This is a genomic window from Enterobacter sp. R4-368 (assembly GCF_000410515.1).
GTDB lineage: Bacteria > Pseudomonadota > Gammaproteobacteria > Enterobacterales > Enterobacteriaceae > Kosakonia.
On record NC_021500.1, the window covers coordinates 3,056,396 to 3,079,760 of the forward strand.

At 54.1% G+C, this 23,365-nt stretch carries 22 protein-coding genes; 12 read left to right on the plus strand and 10 right to left on the minus strand.

The window, feature by feature from the left end:
* The 5 genes from H650_RS14375 to fdnG all read right to left on the minus strand — a co-directional run bounded on the left by H650_RS14375 (position 1) and on the right by fdnG (position 6,591).
* Complete coding sequence (locus H650_RS14375; protein ID WP_020455894.1) at positions 1–912, minus strand: alpha/beta hydrolase; 912 nt, start codon at positions 910–912, stop codon at positions 1–3.
* Between the two features lie 155 nt (positions 913–1,067).
* Positions 1,068–1,997: a formate dehydrogenase accessory protein FdhE gene (gene fdhE / locus H650_RS14380; protein ID WP_020455895.1), complete on the minus strand. Its 930-nt coding sequence runs from the start codon at positions 1,995–1,997 to the stop codon at positions 1,068–1,070.
* Positions 1,994–2,629 carry a formate dehydrogenase cytochrome b556 subunit gene (gene fdoI, locus H650_RS14385; RefSeq protein ID WP_017459690.1) on the minus strand — a complete coding sequence of 212 codons (636 nt, stop codon included), beginning with the start codon at positions 2,627–2,629 and terminating at the stop codon, positions 1,994–1,996. The genes fdhE and fdoI overlap by 4 nt, the downstream gene beginning before the upstream one ends.
* Entirely contained in the window at positions 2,626–3,528 is a 903-nt protein-coding gene (fdxH, locus tag H650_RS14390; protein ID WP_017459689.1) for a formate dehydrogenase subunit beta, read from the minus strand. Before fdxH ends, fdoI begins: the two co-directional genes overlap by 4 nt.
* A 12-nt stretch (positions 3,529–3,540) precedes the next feature.
* Positions 3,541–6,591, minus strand: coding sequence for a formate dehydrogenase-N subunit alpha (gene fdnG / locus H650_RS14395; RefSeq protein WP_110093629.1), 3,051 nt, complete (start codon positions 6,589–6,591; stop codon positions 3,541–3,543).
* A gap of 242 nt (positions 6,592–6,833) precedes the next feature.
* Between fdnG and fdhD the strand changes: the two genes are divergently transcribed.
* Positions 6,834–7,670: a formate dehydrogenase accessory sulfurtransferase FdhD gene (fdhD, locus tag H650_RS14405; protein ID WP_020455897.1), complete on the plus strand. Its 837-nt coding sequence runs from the start codon at positions 6,834–6,836 to the stop codon at positions 7,668–7,670.
* A 126-nt stretch (positions 7,671–7,796) separates the two neighbouring features.
* Positions 7,797–8,009: a YdgH/BhsA/McbA-like domain containing protein gene (locus H650_RS14410; RefSeq protein WP_017460122.1), complete on the plus strand. Its 213-nt coding sequence runs from the start codon at positions 7,797–7,799 to the stop codon at positions 8,007–8,009.
* A 250-nt stretch (positions 8,010–8,259) separates the two neighbouring features.
* On the opposite strand, the gene H650_RS25335 is transcribed toward H650_RS14410, so the two are convergent.
* The gene (locus tag H650_RS25335; protein ID WP_082071798.1) at positions 8,260–8,682 is read right to left on the minus strand and encodes a flagellar protein FlhE; all 423 of its coding nucleotides are present in this window, start codon (positions 8,680–8,682) and stop codon (positions 8,260–8,262) included.
* A 403-nt stretch (positions 8,683–9,085) separates the two neighbouring features.
* Between H650_RS25335 and H650_RS14425 the strand changes: the two genes are divergently transcribed.
* The 4 genes from H650_RS14425 to H650_RS14440 are packed head-to-tail and all read left to right on the plus strand — an operon-like array spanning position 9,086 to position 13,819.
* Entirely contained in the window at positions 9,086–9,823 is a 738-nt protein-coding gene (locus H650_RS14425) for an ABC transporter ATP-binding protein (protein ID WP_044489535.1), read from the plus strand.
* Entirely contained in the window at positions 9,816–11,066 is a 1,251-nt protein-coding gene (locus tag H650_RS14430; protein ID WP_020455901.1) for an ABC transporter permease, read from the plus strand. The genes H650_RS14425 and H650_RS14430 overlap by 8 nt, the downstream gene beginning before the upstream one ends.
* On the plus strand, positions 11,059–12,525 hold the full coding sequence (locus tag H650_RS14435; RefSeq protein WP_020455902.1) for a TolC family protein: 1,467 nt from the start codon (positions 11,059–11,061) through the stop codon (positions 12,523–12,525). Before H650_RS14430 ends, H650_RS14435 begins: the two co-directional genes overlap by 8 nt.
* Positions 12,518–13,819 (plus strand): efflux RND transporter periplasmic adaptor subunit, encoded by a 1,302-nt coding sequence (locus tag H650_RS14440; protein ID WP_020455903.1) that lies wholly within the window; start codon positions 12,518–12,520, stop codon positions 13,817–13,819. The genes H650_RS14435 and H650_RS14440 overlap by 8 nt, the downstream gene beginning before the upstream one ends.
* A gap of 12 nt (positions 13,820–13,831) precedes the next feature.
* Here H650_RS14440 and H650_RS14445 read toward each other — a convergent pair whose 3' ends face one another.
* Both H650_RS14445 and H650_RS14450 read right to left on the minus strand, forming a co-directional pair.
* Complete coding sequence (locus H650_RS14445; protein WP_017459679.1) at positions 13,832–14,155, minus strand: AzlD domain-containing protein; 324 nt, start codon at positions 14,153–14,155, stop codon at positions 13,832–13,834.
* Positions 14,155–14,817: an AzlC family ABC transporter permease gene (locus H650_RS14450; RefSeq protein WP_020455904.1), complete on the minus strand. Its 663-nt coding sequence runs from the start codon at positions 14,815–14,817 to the stop codon at positions 14,155–14,157. The genes H650_RS14445 and H650_RS14450 overlap by 1 nt, the downstream gene beginning before the upstream one ends.
* Before the next feature lie 101 nt (positions 14,818–14,918).
* Between H650_RS14450 and H650_RS14455 the strand changes: the two genes are divergently transcribed.
* From H650_RS14455 to H650_RS14480, 6 genes are all read left to right on the plus strand, one after another.
* Positions 14,919–15,467, plus strand: a complete 549-nt coding sequence (locus tag H650_RS14455) for a helix-turn-helix domain-containing protein (RefSeq protein ID WP_044489536.1) — start codon at positions 14,919–14,921, stop codon at positions 15,465–15,467.
* Positions 15,468–15,882: 415 nt separating this feature from the next.
* Complete coding sequence (locus H650_RS14460; RefSeq protein ID WP_020455906.1) at positions 15,883–16,419, plus strand: fimbrial protein; 537 nt, start codon at positions 15,883–15,885, stop codon at positions 16,417–16,419.
* A 21-nt stretch (positions 16,420–16,440) separates the two neighbouring features.
* Entirely contained in the window at positions 16,441–17,172 is a 732-nt protein-coding gene (locus H650_RS14465; protein ID WP_020455907.1) for a fimbrial biogenesis chaperone, read from the plus strand.
* A gap of 47 nt (positions 17,173–17,219) precedes the next feature.
* A complete protein-coding gene (locus H650_RS14470; RefSeq protein WP_020455908.1) occupies positions 17,220–19,757 on the plus strand; it encodes a fimbria/pilus outer membrane usher protein in 2,538 nt (845 codons plus the stop codon).
* 14 nt (positions 19,758–19,771) lie between these two features.
* Positions 19,772–21,088 (plus strand): fimbrial protein, encoded by a 1,317-nt coding sequence (locus tag H650_RS14475; protein WP_020455909.1) that lies wholly within the window; start codon positions 19,772–19,774, stop codon positions 21,086–21,088.
* Positions 21,085–21,828 (plus strand): fimbrial biogenesis chaperone, encoded by a 744-nt coding sequence (locus tag H650_RS14480; protein WP_020455910.1) that lies wholly within the window; start codon positions 21,085–21,087, stop codon positions 21,826–21,828. Before H650_RS14475 ends, H650_RS14480 begins: the two co-directional genes overlap by 4 nt.
* Before the next feature lie 30 nt (positions 21,829–21,858).
* Here the strand turns inward: H650_RS14480 and rhaM are convergent, their stop codons facing one another.
* Positions 21,859–22,173: an L-rhamnose mutarotase gene (gene rhaM / locus H650_RS14485; protein WP_020455911.1), complete on the minus strand. Its 315-nt coding sequence runs from the start codon at positions 22,171–22,173 to the stop codon at positions 21,859–21,861.
* Entirely contained in the window at positions 22,170–23,318 is a 1,149-nt protein-coding gene (fucO, locus tag H650_RS14490; RefSeq protein WP_020455912.1) for a lactaldehyde reductase, read from the minus strand. Before fucO ends, rhaM begins: the two co-directional genes overlap by 4 nt.
* Positions 23,319–23,365 lie beyond the last annotated feature (47 nt).

The following is a 23,365-nucleotide window of genomic DNA, read 5'->3' on the forward strand; positions in this document are numbered from 1 at the left end:
TTATATCCTGGCCACCCGTGCGGCCACGTCTCTTATCGCATCTTTTGCACTTTGGCTGATCCCGGCAAGCTGGAAGAAGCCATGGATCACGCCCTGATATTGTGAACAAGTGCAGGTTACGCCCTGCTCGGTCATGTGCTGAAACAGGGCTTCGCCCTCATCACATAATGGGTCGAACTCTGCGGTAATGATGTGCACCGGCGGCAGACCGGAAAAATCATCGCGCCACAGCGGGCTGACATCCGGCAACAGGCGATCGGTATCGCCAAGATACATTTCATAGCCTGAAAGCAGCGCCTCGCGGGTAATCACATAATCGGAACCGTTAAAGGTATAGCTATCAAAATAGGCGGTGGCGTCGAGCATCGGGTAAATCAACACCAGTTGCGCCGGTTGCCATGTCGCCGCAGCTTTCAGCCGTAGCGCCGTCACCAGCGCCAGGTGACCGCCTGCGCTATCCCCCGCAAGCGTGATACGTTTGCTGTCGATACCGAGTTTTTCGGCGTTTTTCCACACGATATCGGCACCAGATTGCGCATCATCATGTGCGGCAGGCCAGCGATGTTCTGGCGCTAACCGATATTGCACAGCGACAACCTTGCAGCCACTATAAAAGGCCAGCTGACGCAACTGCTTATCGTGCGTGTCGAAGCCGCCGCTAATAAAACAGCCGCCGTGGTAGTAAATCAACGCGGGAAGATCACCGCTGGCGTTCTGCGGCGAAAACAGACGAAACGTCATGCCTTCAAGCGTTATATCTTCAACCTGAACGCGCGTTTCCGTTTCCCCTGCCAGCACGGTGCTGGCGACATATCCACTGCGCCGGTCATCAATACTCTTCGCCCGAGCTGACGGGCGACCGGCGGCAATAAAGTCGCTCACCAGCCCGGCAATACCTTTTTCCAGTGCCATTCCGCTAACCTTTATCTGTATAAATATCCAGCTTTTATAGCCTGGTTTAACCTAAATGGGAACGGTGATTTTTAACGCCAGAAGGCGTGAGAAGAGGGCAGGGGAAAGTAAAAAAGGCTGACAACCCTTGCCCGGAAGGCAAGGGCTGGAGGAGATTATTCCCCTTCGCCGGGGAATAAAAACGGGTTGATGGAGCTGCGGGCGAAGCCTTCCTGCTCCATGCGGGCATCTAACACCAGCGAGGCCAAATCGTCCGCGACCGGCTCGACGTTTGGGTCTTTTTCCTGATACAGGATCTTCAGGTAAGTGCCGCAGTCGCCGCAGCTTTCCGCTTTGATTGCTGCCTGCTCGTTATCCAGCGACCAGTAGTGTAAATCGCGGGTCTGCTCGCAGTTGCTGCATTTGACGCGCACCACATGCCACTCGGTTTCACACAGGTTGCAGTGCAGATAGCGCAACCCTTGCGTCGTGCCAATATGCACCATGCTGGAGACCGGCATTGATCCGCACACCGGGCAGAACTGGCGCTGTTCACCATATTCCGCGCGTGCTTTGCCGGGGATCAGGCTGGCCATTTGCGCCCAGTAGAGCGACAGCGCAGCCCAGATAAAAGGCGCTTTATCGCTGCTAACGGAGGCGAAATCAGCGGCAAACAGCGCGCTGGCCATCGCTTCCAGTTCCTGCGCGGATGCCTTTTCCAGATTCTCAATGACCGCCAGCGCCGGGCCGCTCATCTCCGGCTTCAGCTCGGCGATCAGCGAATGCAGCAGTTTGTGCCAGTGCGCATCGCGCGGCAGCACATGAATGTCCAGCGGCGGTTTGCCCTGTTCAGCGGCCTCTTTAATGCGCGCAGTCAGGTCGATGTGCAGGGGGTGGTCGTAAAGCACCACTTCCTGGGCATGGGCGATAAGCGCAGCAAAACGCAGATAATCACCCAGCGGGTTACTCTCTGCCAGCTCACGCAAACGCTCTGCGCGGCGGTTATAGAGATTTTTAAGTCTGGGGAATAATAACGGCGGAATAACTTCCGCCGTGCGTTTATCGCTCTTCTCCAGCTCATCTTGCGGGATTATGCGAATACTCATTCAGTCGATTTTTCCGTTGTCTTGCGAACTTCCCGGTACCAGCGCGGGTGATGTTTCTTCGCCCACGAACTGGTAACCCAGCCTTCCACCATTGCGGTTATCGTGCCTTTTACCCACAGGGCGGCGTAAATGTGCACCATAATAACCACAATTAACGCGACCGCGGCAAATGAATGCACCATCAACGCTAATCGGATCACCGGAATGGGAAACGCTGGCGCGAAGTAAGGGCGCCAGATAACCACGCCGCTTACCAGTAGCAACACCAGGAAAATAATCGCCGCCCAGAAAACACATTTCTGACCGAAATTATAGCGCCCGGTGTCACCCACTTCCTCATTGACGACGATCTTACGAATATTCTTCGCCCAAAAGATATCATCCCTATTGATGAGGTTATGGTGCCAGTAGCGGAAAAACATGATTATAAACGACGCGAACATCACCACGCCGACAAACGGATGGAGAATGCGCGCCAGCTGCGGCGTACCCAGAATCCCCATCAACCAGTTGAAGGAGGGGAAGAAAAACCCCAGCCCGCTCACCGCCGCCAGCACGAAGCAGAAGGCGGTGACCCAGTGGTTGATGCGCTCTGGCGCCGTGTAGCGCACGATGGTGTCACGTTTTTTCATTTGCGCACCTCGTCTTTCTCTTCATGCAGATTATCGTCTTCCTCTTCTGCGCGGTTCGGACCGACACCGACATAGTGGAAGATGCTGGCAGCGAAGGTCGCGGCAAAGCCGACCGCCGCAAGAGGTTTCCAGATACCTTTCCAGAACTTCACGGTAGAGCTGATTTCCGGGTTCTCCGGCAGACCGTGATACAGATTCGGCTTGTCGGCATGATGCAGCACATACATCACGTGCGTACCGCCAACGCCTGCCGGATCGTACAGGCCCGCGTTGTCGTAACCACGGGTTTTCAGTTCCGCCACGCGCTCGCCGGCCAGCGTTTTCATATCCTCTTTAGAGCCAAAGTGGATAGCGCCGGTCGGGCAGGTTTTCACACACGCCGGTTCCTGGCCCACGGTCACGCGGTCAACACACAGCGTACATTTGTAGACGCGGTTGTCTTCCGGGTTCATGCGCGGCACGTCGAACGGACAGCCGGCGATGCAGTAACCGCAGCCGATGCACTGTTCGGACTGGAAGTCGACAATGCCGTTGGCATACTGAATGATAGCCCCTTCTGACGGGCATGCTTTCAGACAGCCAGGATCGGCGCAGTGCATGCAGCCATCTTTACGGATCAGCCACTCCAGTTTGTCGTTCTGTTCCACTTCCGAGAAGCGCATGACCGTCCACGATTTGGCGGTCAAATCCGCCGGGTTGTCGTACACCCCGACGTTATGCCCCACCTCATCACGAATGTCGTTCCACTCGGAACAGGCCACCTGACAGGCTTTACAGCCAATACAGGTGGTGACGTCGATAAGCTTCGCCACTTCCTGCTGGTGATCCCGCGCCTGCGGCGCGGGAGTGAAGCCATTAGTCGCGGAACGACGGATGATGTCTTGCGATTGATAAGCCATAAGTCGTCTCCGTTACACCTTTTCCACATTCACCAGGAACGCCTTAAACTCCGGCGTTTGGGTGTTCGCATCGCCGACAAACGGCGTTAACGTATTGGCGATAAAGCCTTTCTTCGCCACACCTTCATAACCCCAGTGGATAGGAATACCGATGGTATCGACTTCCTTACCGTGCACGTTGAGCGTGCGAATACGTTTGGTCACCACCGCCTTGGCTTTGATATAGCCACGGTTGGAGGAGACGCGCACCGTATCGCCCTGCGTGATGCCCAGCTTGTTCGCCAGTTTCTCGCCAATTTCCACAAACTGCTCCGGCTGCGCGATTGCGTTAAGCAGCGCGTGCTTGGTCCAGTAGTGGAAGTGCTCGGTTAAACGGTAAGTGGTACCGACATACGGGAACTTATCCGCTTTACCCATCGCTTCCAGATCGCCTTTAAACACGCGGGCGGCGGGGTTGGAAACCACTTTCGGGTGCAGCGGGTTGGTGCCCAGCGGCGTTTCAAACGGCTCGTAATGTTCCGGGAACGGCCCTTCTGCCATCTTATCGAGCGCAAACAGGCGGCCCATGCCTTCCTGCTGCATGATAAACGGCCCAACATTGCTGCCAGGTGCGGCAGCGCTGTAGTCCGGAATATCCACCCCGCCCCATTTCGCACCGTCCCATTTCAGCAACTGACGCTTCGGATCCCACGGGTTGCCCTGCGGATCAGCGGAGGCGCGGTTATAGAGAATGCGGCGGTTAAGCGGCCATGCCCATGCCCAGCCCAGCGTATTGCCGAGGCGCGATGGGTCGGCGTTATCGCGGTTCGCCATCTGGTTGCCTTTCGGCGTCCAGCTCCCGGCGAAAATCCAGCAACCGCTTGCGGTGGTGCCGTCATCGCGCAGGTGAGCGAAGGTGCTCAGTTGCTCGCCTTTCTTCGCCAGCACGGTGCCGGTTGCCGGATCGATAATATCCGCCAGCGCTTTACCGTTGCTTTCCATGGCCACTTCTTCCGGCGACGGGTTTTCCGGCGTCGAGTAGTTCCAGGTCATGTTCAGCACCTGTTCCGGGTTGGCGCCGCCTTCTGCCGCGTACATTTTACGCATGCGCAGGAAGATGCCCGCCAGGATCTCGCCGTCGTTCAGCGCATCGCCCGGGGCGTCCGCGCCTTTCCAGTGCCACTGCAACCAGCGACCCGAGTTAACGATAGAACCGTTCTCTTCCGCGAAGCAGGTCGATGGTAGACGGAACACCTCGGTCTGAATTTTCGACGGATCGACGTCGTTAAATTCGCCGTGGTTCTGCCAGAAATTCGAGGTTTCGGTATTGAGCGGGTCAATGGTCACCAGGAACTTCAGTTTCGACAGTGAGGCGACAACTTTATTTTTGTTCGGGAACGACGCTACCGGGTTAAAGCCCTGGCAGATATAGCCGTTGACCTTGCCCTGGTTCATCATGTCGAAGTACTGCAGGACGTCGTAACCCTTGTCCCACTTCGGCAGCCAGTCAAAGCCCCAGCTATTTTCCGCTGTCGCTTTGTCGCCAAAGAAGGATTTCATCATCGAAACGAAGAATTTCGGGTAGTTGCCCCAGTAGTTCACCTGGCCTTCCAGCAACGGTTTTGGCGTATTGGCGGTCAGATAGGTCTGGAGATCGGTCTGTTTTTCATTTGGCAGCGTCATATAGCCCGGCAGGCTTTGTGACAGCAGGCCAAGATCCGTCAGCCCCTGAATGTTGGAGTGGCCGCGCAGGGCGTTCACGCCGCCGCCTGCCATCCCCATATTGCCCAGCAGCAGCTGAATCATCGCCATGGTGCGGATGTTCTGCGCGCCAACGGAGTGCTGCGTCCAGCCAAGTGCATACAGGAACGACGCGGTTTTATCACGGGCGCTGGTTTCGGCGATGTATTCACACACCTTCAGGAAATCCGCTTTTGGCGTCCCGCAGATGTCTTCCACCACGTCCGGCGTATAGCGGGAGACGTGCGCTTTCAGCAGGTTCCATACGCAACGCGGATGGGTGAGCGTGGTATCGCGTTTGGCGAAACCTTTCTCATCCAGTTCGTAGTTCCAGCTGGTTTTGTCGTATTTACGTTTTTCCGCGTCATAGCCGGTGAACAGGCCATCTTCGAAGCCAAAATCTTCACGCACGATAAGCGTGGCGTTGGTATAGGCCTCGGTGTATTCGCGCTGATATTTTTCGTTGGTCATCAGGTACAGCAACACGCCTGACAGGAAGGCGATGTCAGTACCGGAACGAATCGGCGCATAGAAATCCGCAACAGAGGCGGTACGCGTAAAGCGCGGATCGATAACAATCAGCTTCGCGCCATTGTGGATCTTGGCTTCCATCGCCCAGCGGAATCCCACCGGATGCGCTTCTGCCGCGTTCCCCCCCATCACAACGATAAGGTTGGCGTTTTTCATGTCGACCCAGTGGTTGGTCATCGCACCGCGACCAAAAGATGGAGCAAGACTTGCTACCGTTGGTCCGTGTCAGACACGCGCCTGGTTGTCGACGGCTAACATGCCGAGTGCGCGGGTGAATTTTTGCGTTAAATAGCCGGTTTCATTACTGGATGCGGATGCGCACAGCATCCCGGTGCTCAGCCAGCGGTTGACGGTCGTCCCTTCTGCGTTTTGCGCAATATAGTTGGCGTCACGATCCGCTTTCATTAATTTGGCGATGCGGGTAAAGGCTTCATCCCACGAAATTTGTTGCCACTTATCCGAGCCTGGTGCGCGGTATTCCGGGTATTTCAGGCGGCTTTCAGAGTGGATGAAATCCACCAGACCCGCGCCTTTCGGGCACAGCGCCCCACGGTTTACCGGATGATCGGGGTCACCCTCAATATGGAAGATTGACGCTTTGGCGTTTTTTGCTCCATCGCCGAGGCTGTACATCAACAGCCCACAGCCGACGGAACAATATGTGCAGGTATTCCGGGTTTCGCGGGTGCGCAGCAGCTTATACTGCCGTGTTTCCGCGAGCGCAACACTCGGGGCAAAGCCCAGCGCCGCTGCCGTGGTTCCTGCCATACCGCCAGCGCAGATCTTAAAGAACTGCCTTCTGCTGACCTGCATGGTTTGCTCCTGGTTCGACATTACTCTTATCGTTTTTTTCTTTGCGGTGCTTTTCGCAAAGGTTCAGAATTGCTGCTAATCCCTCATATCCTGGGGGATTAGCAACGAAGAATACCACAATGTAGGTATGCTTATTCTGACGTGAAGGATTCAGAACTGCTGCTATTCCCTCTTTTCCCCAAGGGATATGCGCGGAGAATACCATAATGTCGATACGCTTGTTCGATAACGGTTAAGACAAAGTGAACGATTTGCAGACAAAAAAGCACAAAAATGCAACATCAGTCACAGGAGCCCGCGAGGTTAGCCTGTGGAAACGCATTGATTTGCAACATGCCGTGCCGGATACGCTGGCGGAGGAAGTGCCTGTCGCGCTGGTGTACAACGGCATTTCGCATGTGGTAATGATGGCGTCACCCAAGGATCTTGAACTCTTCGCGATCGGCTTCTCCTTATCCGAAGGGATTATCGAAAACGCATCAGACATTTATGGGATGGATGTGGTCCCCTCCTGCAACGGCCTTGAAGTGCAAATTGAGCTCTCCAGCCGCCGTTTTATGGGCTTAAAAGAGCGGCGACGCGCGCTGGCCGGGCGCACCGGTTGCGGCGTATGTGGTGTCGAGCAGCTTAATGACATTGGCAAGCCCATCGCGCCGCTGCCTTTTACCCAAACCTTTGATTTACAGGCGCTGGATGTCGGTCTGGCGCACTTAACCGATTTTCAGCCTGTCGGGCAGCTCACCGGCTGCACGCACGCCGCCGCCTGGATGCTGCCATCCGGTGAGTTAGCGGGGGGGCATGAAGATGTCGGGCGTCATGTGGCGCTGGATAAGCTGCTTGGTCATCGCGCCCGTGAAGCGCAAGCCTGGGCGAGCGGTGCGGTGCTGGTTTCCAGCCGCGCCAGCTATGAGATGGTGCAAAAGTCGGCCATGTGCGGTGTCGAAATCCTGTTTGCCGTCTCCGCCGCCACAACGCTGGCAGTGGAAGTGGCGCAGCGCTGTAACCTGACGCTGGTGGGTTTTTGCAAGCCAGGCAGGGCAACAATCTATACCCATCCGCAGCGATTAATGGGTGTATAGATTAGTCAAAAAAATTGAATGTTGAGAACAAATCCTTCCGCTTTTTGTTGTGAGCAAACAGGACTACTCTTTATTTCATCGAGGCACGGTGCCTCACTCCAACAAATTAACGTAAGGGTTTATATCATGAAAAGCATCAAAACTTTTGTCGCAGTTATCGCCCTGGCTACTTCTTTTGGTTCTTTCGCTGCCCAGTCCGTGACCGCAACTGATTTAACGCTGAGCGGTGCTGAAGCAAAAATTGCGGCACAGGCTCAACAGGCTGGCGCATCTTCTTACCAGATCACTGAAGCGTATACCGGCAACCAGGTTCACATGACCGCCGAACTGAACAAATAAGTCACGCTTCCCTGTCGAAAGAGCGCCTGCGGGCGCTTTTTTTATTTCTGCGATGGGATGATAGCGTATTATCGGGGATGTAGTTGTGTTCAGTAATTACCCAAAGTGTTTTAAAAATATCCCTATATTATTGAAATGCCCGATGGCATATAAGAAATGTCGTCGGGCATTATTATTATGGGTGAGTTAAATTCACATTCTTATTATTACAGTGCGTTATCAATAATAATATTACGCGGTAAGCGAATTATTAATTATATGTGTAGTTAACAATAATCTGGCTTGACTGGCCATTGACTGTCACCATTCTACCGGTGCCATTTACGCGGGCATATAAACTGAACGGTTGGTTCGGTGCGAGATTATAAGGTGTGAAGTCAATATTACCTGAACGTGCATCAGAAATATCCCTACAGTTGTTACCGTTGTTATAGCATAAATAAACCTGCATTCCAGCCGGGTAGGAACTGTAAGCCCAGGTGTAATAAACCATGCCAACTTTACCAGTTGAAGGTGTTCCGGCTGTAATCGGGAACGTCTTGTTATACCATTGGTTTTTTACTGAGATTGATGGTGCAAGCATTGAGCCGATGGACGTGCCGCCCGTTGCAAATGCGCTTGAAGAGATAAACATTAAACCTGATAAAGCCAGCAGGATCGATTTCCGTTTCATTTAAAGCCTCATTAAAGAGTAAGCTAACTAATATCCATGATATTTAACTTAAATCATGGGAATTATTGAGTTGCCCTGCGTGAATACAAGGCAACTCAATAATTCTTATTTGTCAGCCATAATTTCCTTTTGCCCGTGGAAAACTAGATAATATATTTATTTTTGTCAACGTTTATTATTTAAATTAAGCGAGGCTTAATTGCTGTTTAATATTTAAATATCCGGGGTAAAGTATACGGAATACCTATCGGCGGATGTGGTTAATTCTTTAGGTGTCAATTTTGGTAGGTTTGGTTGAAATGAATCCATGGCAAAAAAGCTAAAGCTTTCGTTTTTCTGGCCGTTAATATTGATATGTAGTTCACACCATATCCGTGTTCTTCAGGATGAATTATTGGCAAACATGGAACGGTTGCACGACTCAGGGATAAGCGAAACTCACCACACGACATCTGGCGCTGACTTGATACGCCTGGATTCGGTGACCTATTCCTACGCCGCCGGTACAGCGCGGCAGACTATCCTGCACAACATTTCGTTATCTATCCCCGCCGGGCAAAGTTGCGCCATTGTTGGCGCGTCTGGCTCGGGGAAAAGCACACTGCTCAATCTGCTGGGATTGCTTGATACGCCCACTTCCGGGCGCGTGATGTTTCATGGCGAAGATATGTCCCGCTGTGGCGCAGACGCCCGCGCGACGGCGCGTAATCACATCATTGGTTTTGTCTTTCAGAGCTTCAATTTACTGCCCCGGCTTACCGCGCTGGACAATGTTGCTTTGCCGCTGCTCTACCGCGGCGTGCTGCGCCATGAGGCCCAGGACGCTGCCCGCAAACAGCTTCAGCGCGTTGGTTTAAGCGATCGCGCGCATCACCGTCCTGCGGATTTATCCGGCGGGCAGCGCCAGCGTGTGGCCATTGCCCGAGCGCTGGTTGGTGAACCGGCTTTGCTGCTTGCCGACGAACCTACCGGTAATCTTGATAGCCAAAACGCTGCTGACATTATTGACTTGTTGCTGGCATTGAATCGCGACAGCGGCACCACGCTGGTGCTGGTAACGCATGACAATTCCATTGCCCGCCGCATGTCGCGCTGCATTCAGGTGGCTGACGGGCGGATCAGCGAGGCAATGCATGTCTGATCTTCGTCTGCCCACTGCAGTCCGCGTGTCTCAGCCTTCACGCTACGGAATGCCGTGGCTGCAACTTTTGCTGGAGTCGCTGGATAACCTGCGGCTGCTGGGTCGCCGCGCGGTGCTGGCGCTATTAGGTATCGCGGTGGGCTGCGCGGCGGTGGTGGCGTTGCTCAACATTGGCTACAACGCCGAACGTGAAGCGATGAGCATCTTTCGCGGTATGGGTAGTGAGCTGCTGGTGGCTAACATTCAGCAGCCTGTCGGTTCCGGCCGAAAACCACTGGTTGCGCCGGCCGATCTGGATATCGATACCTTGCATCAACGCATCCCGGAAATTGACGCCGCCTCTGCGCTCGTCCCCAGTAACACGCAAGCACGTCTTAATGGCCGAACGGCGGCGGCAACGCTGGTCGGAAGCGGCGCTGAACTGCCTTCTGTTCTGCGGTTGCAACTGGAACAGGGCCGCTTTTTGAGCCGCTTTGATGCGCAGAGCACCTACGCCGTTCTCGGAGCGAATGTCGCCGCACAATGGGCCCAGCCCGACCGCCCTGTACTACTCGGCGACCGCATCCAGATTGGCGGTTATCTCTTTGAGATAGTCGGTATTCTGCGCCCGCAAGGGCCAAACCCGATCATTCCGGTCTCCGTGGATGATGCCATTTTGCTGCCGATTACCGGTATGCGCCGGGTAATCAGTTTTCCGCAAATAACGGGCGTAGCGGTGCGCAGCCGCAGTGGTGAAGAACTTGATCGCATCGCGCCCCGGCTACAAGCGTGGCTCAGCGAAAAGATGCCCGGCTTCGAGGTCAATGTGCAGGTTCCTCAGCAGTTGCTGGAAGGCATTGAGCAGCAGTCGCGCCTGTTTTCCTGGTTGCTCGCCGGACTTGGCGGCATCTCGCTGTTGGTCGGCGGGGTGGGCGTGATGAATGTGATGGTGATGAATGTGTCGGAGCGTCGCCGGGAGATTGGTGTGCGCATGGCGCTGGGCGCGCGTCCGCGCGATATCGCGATGCTCTTTTTGCTGGAAGCGATTGTCTTAGCCACCGTTGGCGCGCTGCTTGGCGCGGCGGCGGGGTTGGCGGCGGCGTGGCTGTTTGTCTGGTTTTCCGGCTGGTCTGATTTTGCCTTATCCGCCGCTGCGTTGCCGCTGGGCATTGGCAGCGCCATTGTTATCGGGCTGTTTTTTGGCTTATCTCCCGCACTGGCGGCGTCCCGGCTGGAGCCGGTGGAGGCGCTGCGCGATGCGTAGACATGCCTGGCTGTGGTTACTGGCAAGCCTGATTGTTTGCCCGGTGCGTGCTGAAATGCCGGTGAACCCTTCCCATGCCACGCGAGACGGCGGGACGGCGCGTATTGCCCTGAAAGGCGACAGTATCGATCTTACCCTGAGCGATGCCATCTATCTCGGGCTGCGTGATAACCGCGCTATTCGTAGCGCTTATCTCGACAGGGTTGCGCAGAAATTTGACCTGCGCGTGGCCGAAGATCGCTTCACGCCAAAACTGGTGCTCTCCGGCAATTATCTCTCCACGCGTAATCAGGACGACCGCTACCGGCAGGGAAACCTGACGCCGGGTTCCACGCTGCTCACCCCGTACGGCACGCGCGTTAGCCTCGGCTGGACATATCAGCACACTGACGCCAACGTGGCGGGGTTATCCCACAACGACGGGGCGAACTTTTCTGTTATTCAGCCGTTGCTGCGCGGCGCGGGTAAAGATATTGCCACCGCGCCGGTTCGCCTTGCGCAGATGACCGAGCAAATCAACCGCCTGAATTTGAAGTCCACCGTTTCGCAGACGATCACCCAAATTATCACCGCTTACCGCGATCTGTTGCTGGCGCAGGAGCAGTTAAAGATTGCTCAGGATTCGCTGGCGCGGGCGCGCCAGTTGGTGGAAGTGAACCAGGCGATGATCAGCGCCGGGCGCATGGCGGAGTTTGAAATTGTGCAAACCGAAGCCGAAGTGGCCTCACAAGAGCTGTCGCATGAAGAGGCGCGAAACCGGGTGGATATGGCGCGGCTGGCACTGTTGCAACTGCTGGCGTTGGATCTGCATGCGCCAATCGTCGCGACCGAAGCGCTACAGGCAAAGCCTGTCGAGGTGCAGGCCGATCGCGCACTGAAACAGGCGGAGGCGTCGCAGCCCGCTTATCTGGCGCAGCTGCTTGTTGGCGAACAGGCTGCGATTAACCTCGCCGTCGCCCGTAATGACCGGCTGTGGGATGTTTCGCTGGTTGGCGGCGCGACGCAGCAGCGTAACCGTGCGGCGCGAGGCGATGGCGCGCGCAACTGGGATAACTATGTTGGGGTTCAGGTGGAGATCCCTATCGGCGACATGACCGCCCGGCAGGCGGAAGTGCAAGCGCAGGTTAATGTGAAGAACCAACAAATCCAGCTGGCGGAAGCGCACCAGCAGCTTGACCGTGACGTGACCAACGCCGTGCGCGATATGGGCACCCGCTGGCGGCAGTTTGAGATAGCCCAACGCGCGCGGGATTTGTCACGCCGAAAACTGGAAATTGAACGGGAAAAACTGACCGCTGGCCGCTCCAGCAACTTCCAGGTGCTGAGCTTTGAAAACGATCTTCGCAACGCGGAAAACGCCAGGCTAAATGCGCTTATCAGCTATTTGAATGCGCAGGCCGGGCTCGATCAAACGCTGGGAACCACGCTGCAAAGTTGGGATATTTCGCTCAATGATTAAGTTTCTTATGCAAAAGCAACGCCTGCTTTTACTGCTGACACTTGCGGTAGTGGCTGGCGGCTCGCTCTTATGGTGGATTGTCGCACGCGAACCGGAGAGTGGCGCTGCGCAGGAGATCTGGCTGCCGGTTCAGCCGCAGCGGCTTGAAAACCAACTGGGGCTGGTGGGGCGTATTCAGGCGGCCCGCCAGCAAACCCTTGCCGCGCCGTTTGACGGAGTGATCCGCGAAATCGCGGTTCACGAAGGGCAACGCGTTGAAAAGGGGCAAGTGCTGATAGTGCTCGATCCCGGACAGATTGAAATCCAACTTCGTCAGGCGCAGGCGGAGCTTTTGAAAGCGCAAAAAGAGGTGGCGCTATTTCGCAACTGGAGCAGCAGCCCGGATGTTTCGCGCGCCAGACGCGTGGTGCAGACCGCACGCGCGACGCTTTCCAATACGCAGGCCAATCTTCGCGATACCACTGCGCTTTTTAAGCGCGGGATTGTCGCCCGTATGGAAGTCGATGCGCTGGCGCAGGAGGCACAAGCGCAGCAGCAGGATCTGGCTGCCGCGCAGGAAGAGTTACAAACGATGGAAGCGCGGGGTAAAGGCGAGGACAGCAAAATTGCCGATATGGAGCTGACAAATGCGCAGGTCCGCTACGCTGCGCTGAAGGCGCAGGTGGAACGGCAAACGTTACGTGCGCCCTATGCCGGTTTTATCATGCGCCCGGTCGCAACGGATAGCGGTAAACCGGTTACCCTCCAGCCGGGTTTGTCGGTGAGCCAGGGCGCGGCGTTGTTGACGGTGACGGGGCTGGACACGATGCAGGTAGTGACCCGCGTCGAGGAAGCGGATCTCCACCAGTTAAAAGAGGGGATGCCGGTCAATATCACCGGAGAAGGGTTTGCCGGAAAAACGCTCAGCGGGCAGATCCGCGAAATTGGCGTTCAGAGCAGCGCGGCAGAGACGCAGGGCGCTTATTACGATGTCATTGTGTCGGTAGATACGCCGCTGGCGGATTTACAGCAAGATATTCGGCTGGGAATGAGCGCCCGGCTGGCGGTGATCACCTGGCAGAACGAACACGGTATTGCGGTGCCCGCTCAGGCGTTACATATCGATCCGCAATCCGGGGCGCGCTGGGTGCTCTGGCGAGCCTCGTCCGGTGAGACACCGCGCAAAGTAGTGGTCACCATCGGGCAGACGGTGGCGCAGGGGGTGGAAATCCACGGGATTGACGCGGGGGAAGTGCGCGTTGAAATGGGCGCGCAGGGCAGTTCGGCTAACCCTGTTCCCGTGAGTATCCATTAACACATCCGTTTCTTATGCGATTCCGGCAAGGCGCAGCAGCGCGGTGACGACCGCAGCGGAGAGGATCACCACAATCAGCGGCATTTTGCGCCAGGCGAGAAACAGCGCGAAAAGCACGCCCAGTACGCGCGCCATGCCAGCGAAATGCCCGCCTTCATAGAGCATTGATGCCAGCGCGACCGCGAAAAGCAGGGTGGTAGCCGCATCCGACAGCAGTGCCTGCGAATGCTCGGAAAGCGCCAGCCGGCTGCCGAGTTTTGCGCCGCCAAGGCGCATCAAATAGGTGCCGATAGAAAGGATGGCGATACCGCCAATAATGAGCGCGACGCTGGCCATTATTTCTTCCTCGTCAGTAAGCCAAGTAAAGAGAGCAGCACCGGTAATCCCACCGGCGCAAAAGGAACGGCGGCGAGCGACAATACCGCGCCGCTCGAGGCGCGAATCAGCGTGGTGCGCTTTTTCAGCGCCGGCAATACCAGCGCCAGCAAAATCGCCGGGAAAACCGCATCCAGACCGATGGTTTCCGGTGCGGGCAGCAATTTACCCACCGCCGCCCCTACCAGTACGCCAGCGGGCCACAATAGCGCGACACCTAAACCACACAGCCAGTAAGCGGCTTTACGCTGCTCGGCGGTGGATTGTGATAAGCCGAACACGACGCTTTCATCATTCATGATGTGGCAGCCGAGAAAACTGGCCGCACGTTGACCTACCAGCTCACGCACCGTGACGCCAAAAGGGATATGGCGAGCGTTAACTAACAGACCCGCCAGAGCCGCAGCCAGCGGATTGCCGCCGCTGGCGACAATACCGATAAACATAAACTCGGATGCGCCAGCCAGCACAAGGGTGGAGAGCGCCAGCGGCACCCATAAAGGAAAGCCGTAAGCCATGGCCAGCGATCCATACGAGACGCCGACAACGCCCACGGCCAGGCAGACCAGAAAAATAGCTTTTACAGTGTCGCCCTTCAGCGAGGCGAAGTGTCTGGTGAACATCTCTCTTTACCCATATCGAACGTTTATCCATTATAATGAACACACCAGAATCGTTTTTCAACAAGAACGATTCGTTCGATTAAATGAACAATGGGGTGTTTATGACACAGCCAATTAGCATCATTGCCAAAAGTCTGGTGCGTGAGCGACTGCGAACCGGGCTTTCGCTGGCGGAGATTGCCCGCCGGGCGGGTATCGCCAAATCCACGCTTTCACAACTGGAAGCGGGTAACGGTAATCCTAGTCTGGAAACGCTCTGGGCGCTGTGTGTCGCGCTCGACATTCCCTTTGCGCGCCTGCTGGAACCGCAAAAACCCACCACGCAGGTTATTCGTCGTGGCGAAGGCACGAAAGTGATTGCCGAAGAGGCAAATTACCAGGCGATATTGCTTGCTGCCTGCCCGCCCGGTGCACGACGCGATATCTACTTGTTGCTGACTCAGCCAGGCGCCGATCGGATCTCGCATCCTCACCCGACAGGTTCAGTGGAGCACATTATTGTGACACAAGGGCGGGCGTTGGTCGGGCTGACGGAAGCGCCAGAAGAGTTAGGCGAAGGGGATTACATTTGTTATCCGGCGGACAGAGAACATATCTTTAAAGCACTCGAAGCCGATACACAGGCTATTCTGGTGGCTGAACAAAATTAATCCGCTTTAATTCCACCCGGCAATAATAAAAACGGATAAAGATAACAGAGAGTGGGACAATTTAATTGTTCCCTTTGCGTTTTGTGTTTTATTTGGGATTTTTCACTTCATTTTTTCTGGTGAATATTCTGATTAAATACCTATTTTAATTAATTAATTGATCTTTTTAAGGTGTTAATTAATTACGTAGCATGCTGTTTTTTATGGCTTTTTCTTTATTGGTGTATTGCTTTTGTGAATATTAAAAGCAATGTTATCAATTGCTTGTATGTTATAGTCTGGTTCCATTTAATGCTCTCTTTTAATACCTTTACATAAATATTATCCCAGTGTAATTTACTCGCGAAATCAAAATGATTGGATATATATCAATCATATTCATTGGAGTTGTTAATATAAGGAGCGAGGCGAGTTTATGCACAAGTTAGTAAATATTTTTGCCGCAACAGCTATTTTGTCATTGAGCAGTTCTGCGTTTGCAGCGACATCAAATAACACCGTGCGTTTTATGGGTGAAGTTAGCGAACAGACCTGTGATATCAATATTAATGGTAGCAGCACATCTCCGATTGTACTTTTACCTACCGTCAGTGACAGTCAATTAGCGTCTTCCGGTTCAACGACAGGTGATACGCCGTTCACCGTAACGCTTTCTGGCTGTGGCGGCACGCAAGCATCTAATGCCGGAATTGTTTTTGTTGCCAACGATATTGATGGTACGAATTTGAAAAATACCGCGACCACTTCAGCAGCAACGAATGTTGCGATTCAGCTGATGGACGGTTCGAATGCGATGGACTTTACGGGAAATAAAGCCCAAACCTCGACGCAATCTGTCGGCGGGGCCAATACTACCGTAACCTATGACCTGGCAGCACGTTATTATGCGACCGGGCAGGCAACGCCTGGCGCTGTTGAAGCACAAGCGCAATTTGCTGTGACGTATCAATAATCTTTCTTAAAGCGCTGCATTATGCAGCGCTTCTATGCGGCTTATATCTGTATGTCGAAATATATATCACTGACAGCATTATTATTTTTTATTATCGGAAATGCTTGCGCCAGTGTGACGATGGTCGGGACGCGCATTATTTATCCTGCTGACATAAAAGAAAAGGGATTAGCTTTTACTAATACAGGTAATGAACCTGTTTTAGTGCAAGTCTGGGCGGATAAAAATAATCCTCAGTCGACACCGGAAACGGCTGATGCGCCGTTTCTTGTGATGCCGTCGATTTTCCGTATTAATCCAGCTACTGAACACACATTACGGCTGAAATTTACCGGAGCACAACTTCCTCAGGATCGAGAATCTCTTTTTTGGTTGAATTTTCTGCAATATCCGGCAAAGAAAACATCTGAACGTGGGCAGAACAGTTTAACCATGCTGATAAAAAGCCGACTGAAAATTTTTTACCGCCCCGACGGGGTTACAGGAGATGCTAACCATTCTCTCGACAATGTAAAAGTGACATTACATGGTCAAACTGTCGAAGTGAATAATACGAGTGCTTACCATATTTCTGTGATTAGCGCTTTTACCGAAGAACGGGAAAAGAAACATCTAATAAACTTCAAGGGAATGATAGCGCCACGCTCCATTACGCAGTGGACCCTCCCGACTGCTGGTGGGGATAAATTAACGATTAATGCATTAAATGATTATGGTGGAGTATTTAGCAAATCGTATTCTTTAGTTAAATAAATCTTCCGCTCGGAAATATAAAACATTATTCAACTCGGATGGTACTGATGCATCTGCGCTCCTCATGCTTTCGTATTCTCATAGGGTTTATTTCTGTTGTATCGTTGACGGCATCGGCGAAAGATAATGAATTTTATTTTGACGCTTCCTTGTTAAGGGGAAGTGGGTTATCTAATGAAGATCTCCTGCGCTTAAATAAGGATGAATTAATTACGCCGGGCCGACATTCTCTCGATATTTATCTTAATGGGAAATTTACTACCCACCGCGAGATTAAATTCTCCCGCCGCGGTAAAAAAATCGAACCGTGTCTACCCCATGATTTATTAACAACGTTGGGTTTTAATGCGTTGTCGGACGACGCTGCGCCATCCTGTTATTGGCCAGATGATAAGGTATTGAACGGTATCACCCGTAAAGATGACATGGCGCAATTGCGGATGGATTTCACCGCGCCGCAGGCGTTATTGAAATCGGTTCCCCGTGGCAGCGTAAGCGAAGCAAGCCTCAGCGCCGGGGAAAGCATGTTATTTCTCAACTACATGGCTAACCAGTATCATGTTAAGTCGCGCCAGGGTAATACCGACGGCATGGATTCAACCTGGCTGAGTTTCAATGGCGGTATTAATTTGGGGCTATGGCGTTATCGCCAGCAATCCAATTTTAGCTACAGCAAATATAGCGGCAGCCGCTGGAGCACCAGCCGCCGTTATATCCAGCGTGCGATTTATCCGTTACGCAGTGAAGTCTTGATCGGCGAAGGCTACACCAACGGGCAATTCTTCTCCGGCATGAGTTTTCGCGGCTTCCAGATCTCATCGGATACGCGAATGCTGCCGAATTCCCAGCGAGGCTATGCGCCCGTCGTGCGTGGGATTGCCAAAACCAATGCCAAAGTGACCATCCTGCAAGGCAAAACCACGCTATACGAAACCACGGTTGCCCCCGGTCCGTTCACCATAAATGATCTCTATCCCACCAACTTTGCCGGGGATTTAACCGTCGTTGTCAGCGAGGCTGACGGCAGTGAAAACACCTTTAGCGTGCCTTTCTCCGCGCTGGCTGAATCCATGCGTTCAGGCGCTTCCGATTACGTTTTCACCGTGGGGCGAGCGCGCGACGTTGGCGATAACAATGTCTTTAGCGAAGCGGTCTGGCGTCAGGGGCTGACGAACGCCCTCACCCTCAACCTCGGCAATCAGCTTGCCGCGGGTTATATGAGCTATTCATTGGGGGCGGTTTACAGCAGCGTGGTCGGGGCATTTGGTCTGAACAGTATGTTCTCACGCGCGAATATGGGCAGCGAAGGTAACAAGAGCGGCTGGACGCTGCGCGCGAACTACAGCAAATTTATTCCGCGTACCGGCACCTCATTTACGCTGGCGGGTTATCGGTATTCAACGGAAGGTTATTCTGAACTTTATGACGCCCTGGGTTCGCGTGAAGCGCGCAATCATGGGCAAAAATGGCAGTCATTAAGCTGGAAACAACGCAGCCGCATTGAGATTTCCGCTGGTCAGCGCATTGGCATGCTGGGGGATATCACCCTCTCTGCATCATCCCAGGATTACCGTGACGGTAAAAAGCGCGACAAACAACTTCAGTTCAACTGGAGTAAAACCTTCAACCATGGCATCTCGCTGAATCTGGGGGTTGCGAGGACGTATAACGTCGTGCCTGGCATGAACAGTACCCCATGGCAAAACAACGGTAACGAACATACGATTTTCCTGCGTGATCGCATTCAGACCATGTGGTCGCTCTCTGTTTCCGTGCCGCTTGGCAATACACGCTATGCCCCGATTTTGTCGGCCAGCGCGAACCGATCAAACAGTAGTAATAGCCGCGATGGTAGCTATCAATCGACGCTGAGCGGGGTGTATGGCGAAAAGAACCCACTGAACTACAACCTGAATTACTCAACCGATAGCAAAGGTGAGCAATCTGTTTGGGGGGGCGGACTCCAGCGCAGTTTCCCGTATGCCAATACGGGTCTCTCATGGTCCTCTTCGAAAAATTACTGGCAAGTTTCAGGCTCGCTTCAGGGCGCCCTGGTGGCGCATAGAGGTGGCGTGACGCTCGGTCACTGGGTGGGCGACAGCTTTGTGTTGGTTGATGCACCTGGCGCCAAAGGTGCGGAAGTGATTGGTGGGCAGGGTGCGCGTATTGATTCCTTTGGTTATGCGATTGCGCCGTCGCTGGGGGCTTATCAGTTCAATAACATCGGTCTCGATCCCCGCAATATGAGCGAAGATGTGGAACTGCAAACGTCACTCCAGCGTGTTGCACCTTATGCGGGCGCGACGGTGCGGGTTCGTTTTAACACGCTGAGCGGCCAGGCCATGCTTATCACCGCGCAGCCGCAGAACAATACGCCGATCCCCATGGGTTCCGCCGTCTATGACAGCTACGGCAATTACGTCGGCATGGTCGGTCAGGCTAATCAAATTTACCTGCGTTCGAGTGACGACAACGGAACGTTGCGCGTTCAGTGGGGAAATAACGCCCAGGAAATCTGCCATATCTCGTGGCGTATTACGCCGCCACGCAAACCTCTGCTTCTGATGAGCTTGCCATGTCGTTAAGCAACGGAGTTTTTATGCCATTTATACGCATCATTTTGCTGAATATTCTTTTATTAACCAGTTTGTCCGCGAACGCGCTGTGTAAAAAAGGCCCGGATTTTGTCCGTACCGAATTAGATGACTATGGCCTTGGCCTGGCGATGGGAACTATTAACGTTTCCAGCCTTGAAATCCAACCGATAGGTTCCCCTCTGGGCTCCAATATCGTGACGTTCTCGCAGAACCCGCGTTACAAAGGCCCGGATAGCGTGTTGTGGGTGTGCGATATTGCGGATAAAGACAATATTTTCGAAATCATCGCCACTAACGGCGACGATCGTAACAGCGGTTTTTATGATTTAGGGAAAGACGATGGTTTTCCCAACTATTTTGGCACGCTGTTTGCGCATGTTGCGTTACGGTTGACGCATCTGAATTCAGGCACGGTGTTTACGCGCCAATATCAGCGTATCCCGATGAAAAATTACCTGGTCTCACCGGATGGTACGCAGATCTATATTCGGGTTAAAGATTTTAGCCCTATCCGCGCGGATCTGATTCGGGTGAGCGGGACAACCTCTACAGGGGCACCCTTTAATTATTGCGGTCGTGCGTCGCAATTAACCTCCGGCAGTTATAGCTGCAACCAGCCCAACGGTTATGTCTCTTTTTGCTCGCCGGGCAGCCCAGATGCGTACTGTGATTCTGGCGATTCTGCTTACACCTTTGATGGCTGGTATTTAGATAACTGGATGGCCATTAATATGGGCATTTCTACGGGTCACCCCGCCAACCTGGTATCGATACCCACCTGTGTGGCGAAAAGCGTCACGCCGGTGGTGTTTTTCCCCACGATTTCCGTGAGCGATCTGAACAACGGCCAAACCGCTCAGAGCAACTTTAACGTGCACATTCTCTGTGAAGGTCAGTCGACAAGCGGTGAAACACAGGGGATGACGGCAATGGGACTGCAAGTGCCCTATGAAAGTTATCTGACTGCGCAGCAGCTTAATCTGGTGAATGCGTCAGGCGGGGTGAGCCATCTGCTTTCCGAAAAATATGGTCAACCGGGTTACGCCAGCGGAGTGGGAATTCAGATAGCCAACAGCAATGACGGTGTGCTGCGTAATTTTATTGGCTGGTCTCGCTGCCAGGCCGCAACCTGCCAACCCGGCGGCAATGGCGGCTGGTACCCGGTGCGTGATGGCGCGACGCAAGTGACGAATAACGGCTCAACCGCGATCAACGAATATGTGGTGAATTTCAATGCTTATCTGACGCGCATCGCGGGCGAAACGGTCACGGCGGGTAAGGTTGATGCCAGTGCCGAAGTGCTGGTGAAAGTCCAATGAGAACCCGACTTGCCATCGCGCTGCTTACTGCTTTGTTGATGTCCGCCTTTTCCACCCGCGCCGGGCTTATCGCCGCCTCGACGCGGGTGATTTTTAACGAAGGACAGACCCAGCAAAGCCTGATGCTGGTCAACACCAACAGCTGGCCGGTGATGGTGCAAACCTGGGTCGATAACGGCGAAGCGGATGTCGATGCGCCCGCCCGCTTTAAAGCGCCGTTTGTGGCGGTTCCGACGCTGTTTTCACTCGAACCCAAAGGGATGCAAGGGTTGCGGCTGTTGTATAATCAGCAAATGCTGCCGAAAGATCGGGAGTCGGTTTTTTGGCTCAACCTTTATGAGATGCCGCCAAAATCATCCACCTCAGCGCCAGACGCACGCAGCGTGATCCTGACGATGAACACACAAATGAAAATCTTCTGGCGGCCAAAAGGGCTTGGCGCGCCGGTGGATATGGCGAAAAAAATCCGTTTCAGTGTGGCGAACAGCGGCAAAAGCATGGAGATTGTCTGCCATAACGCCTCGCCGTGGTATGTCTCATTTGCCGGATTATCGTTACTCCACGGCGAAAAAACCTACGCCGTGGAGCAGCAGCCGGACATGATGGTGGCGCCCTACGGCGAGAAGCGATACACCGTGGTTGCAAAAGACCTGCAGCCCACGGTTTCACCGCTGCGTATCCAGGCCAAATTGATTGATGATAGTGGCCTGGTTGCCGAACAGACATTTCCCGTTCGTTAATCCCCCTCCGTTGCGAAGGGGGCTAACCGCTTACTCCAGGTAGAACACTTCTTTTAATTCCGCGCTGACCGGGCTGTTGTCCGGATTAGCGGGCATTACATCACGCATATATTTCCACCAGCGCTGGCACACTTCTGTATTCGCGACCGCGTTCCAGCGCGCTTCCGATTCAATCTCAACGGTGGCGAACAACAGGTTGCGCTGTTTATCGAGAAAAATGGCGTAATGGTGCGCCCCGCCTGCTTTCAGCGCCGCTTCCAGCTCCGGCCAGATCGGGTTGTGGCGACGTTCATACTCTTCGTGTGCATCGGGATTTACCTGCATCACAAAGGCTTTACGGATCATAATGCCTCCAGATAAAGCTCGCGGACTTCGTCCCGGCTGGCGGTTCGCGGGTTGCACGGTGCGCACGGATCGGCGAGCGCTTTATCCAGCCAGCCTTCGATATCCGCTTTGGTAACGCCGAGTTTGCTGAAACCAGAAGGAATACCGACGCGCGCACTCAGGGCGCGGATCGCATTGATGGCTTCCATGCTGGCGGTTTCATCGCTCATTCCTTTGGTGTCGACACCCATCGCCTGCGCCACGCGGGCAAAACGGGCGACGGCGTTCGGGCGGTTAAAGTTTTCGATGACTGGCAACAAGATGGCATTGCATACGCCGTGCGGCAAATTGTGCGTGGCACCCGGCTGGTGCGCTAACGCATGAACCAGACCAAGCCCGGCGCTGTTAAAGGCCATGCCGGCAAGATACTGGCCGTACGCCATTTGCTCACGCGCTTCGAGGTTGTGGCCGTCATCAACCGCCTTTGGCAGCCACAGGTTAATTAAGCGAATGGCTTCCAGCGCGTTGGCGTCGGTCAACGGGTGCGCGCCCACCGAGACATACGCTTCAACGGCGTGGGTCAGCGCATCCATGCCGGTTGCGGCGGTAACAGAAGCGGGGATCTCCAGCATCACGCTGGCATCATCGACGGCGATATCAGGAATAATGTTCGGGTCGATAATCACTTCTTTCACCTGCCGCGCGGAATCAATGATCACCGCGTTACTGGTCATCTCCGCCGCCGTCCCGGCGGTGGTATTGATGGCGACCAGCGGCACACCGGGGTTTTTCACTTTGCCGACGCCGGAATAGGCGGTCGATGGGCCAGGGTTAGCGGTGAGGATTTTCACCCCTTTGGCGGTATCGATCGGGCTGCCGCCGCCGAAGGCGATAATGTAATCGCAGGCGGCGTTTTGATACGCCGCATAGCCTTGTTGTACCAGCGCTTCCGTTGGGTTCGGGAACACGTCATCAAACAGGTGATACGGCATGTGATGCGCTTTCAGCGCGGCAAACAGGCTGTCCAGCAGACCCAGTTTGACCAGTTGCCCGTCGGTGACAATCAGCGCTTTTCCCCACTGTTTGTTCGCCACCATCTTGACCATATCGCCGATAGCGCCCGCGCCATGCAGGCTGATTTTGGGTAGTGCTAACATAAAGCTCATACATAACTCCTTTATTTTCTTTGATTTTTACCGGCGACGAAACGCCC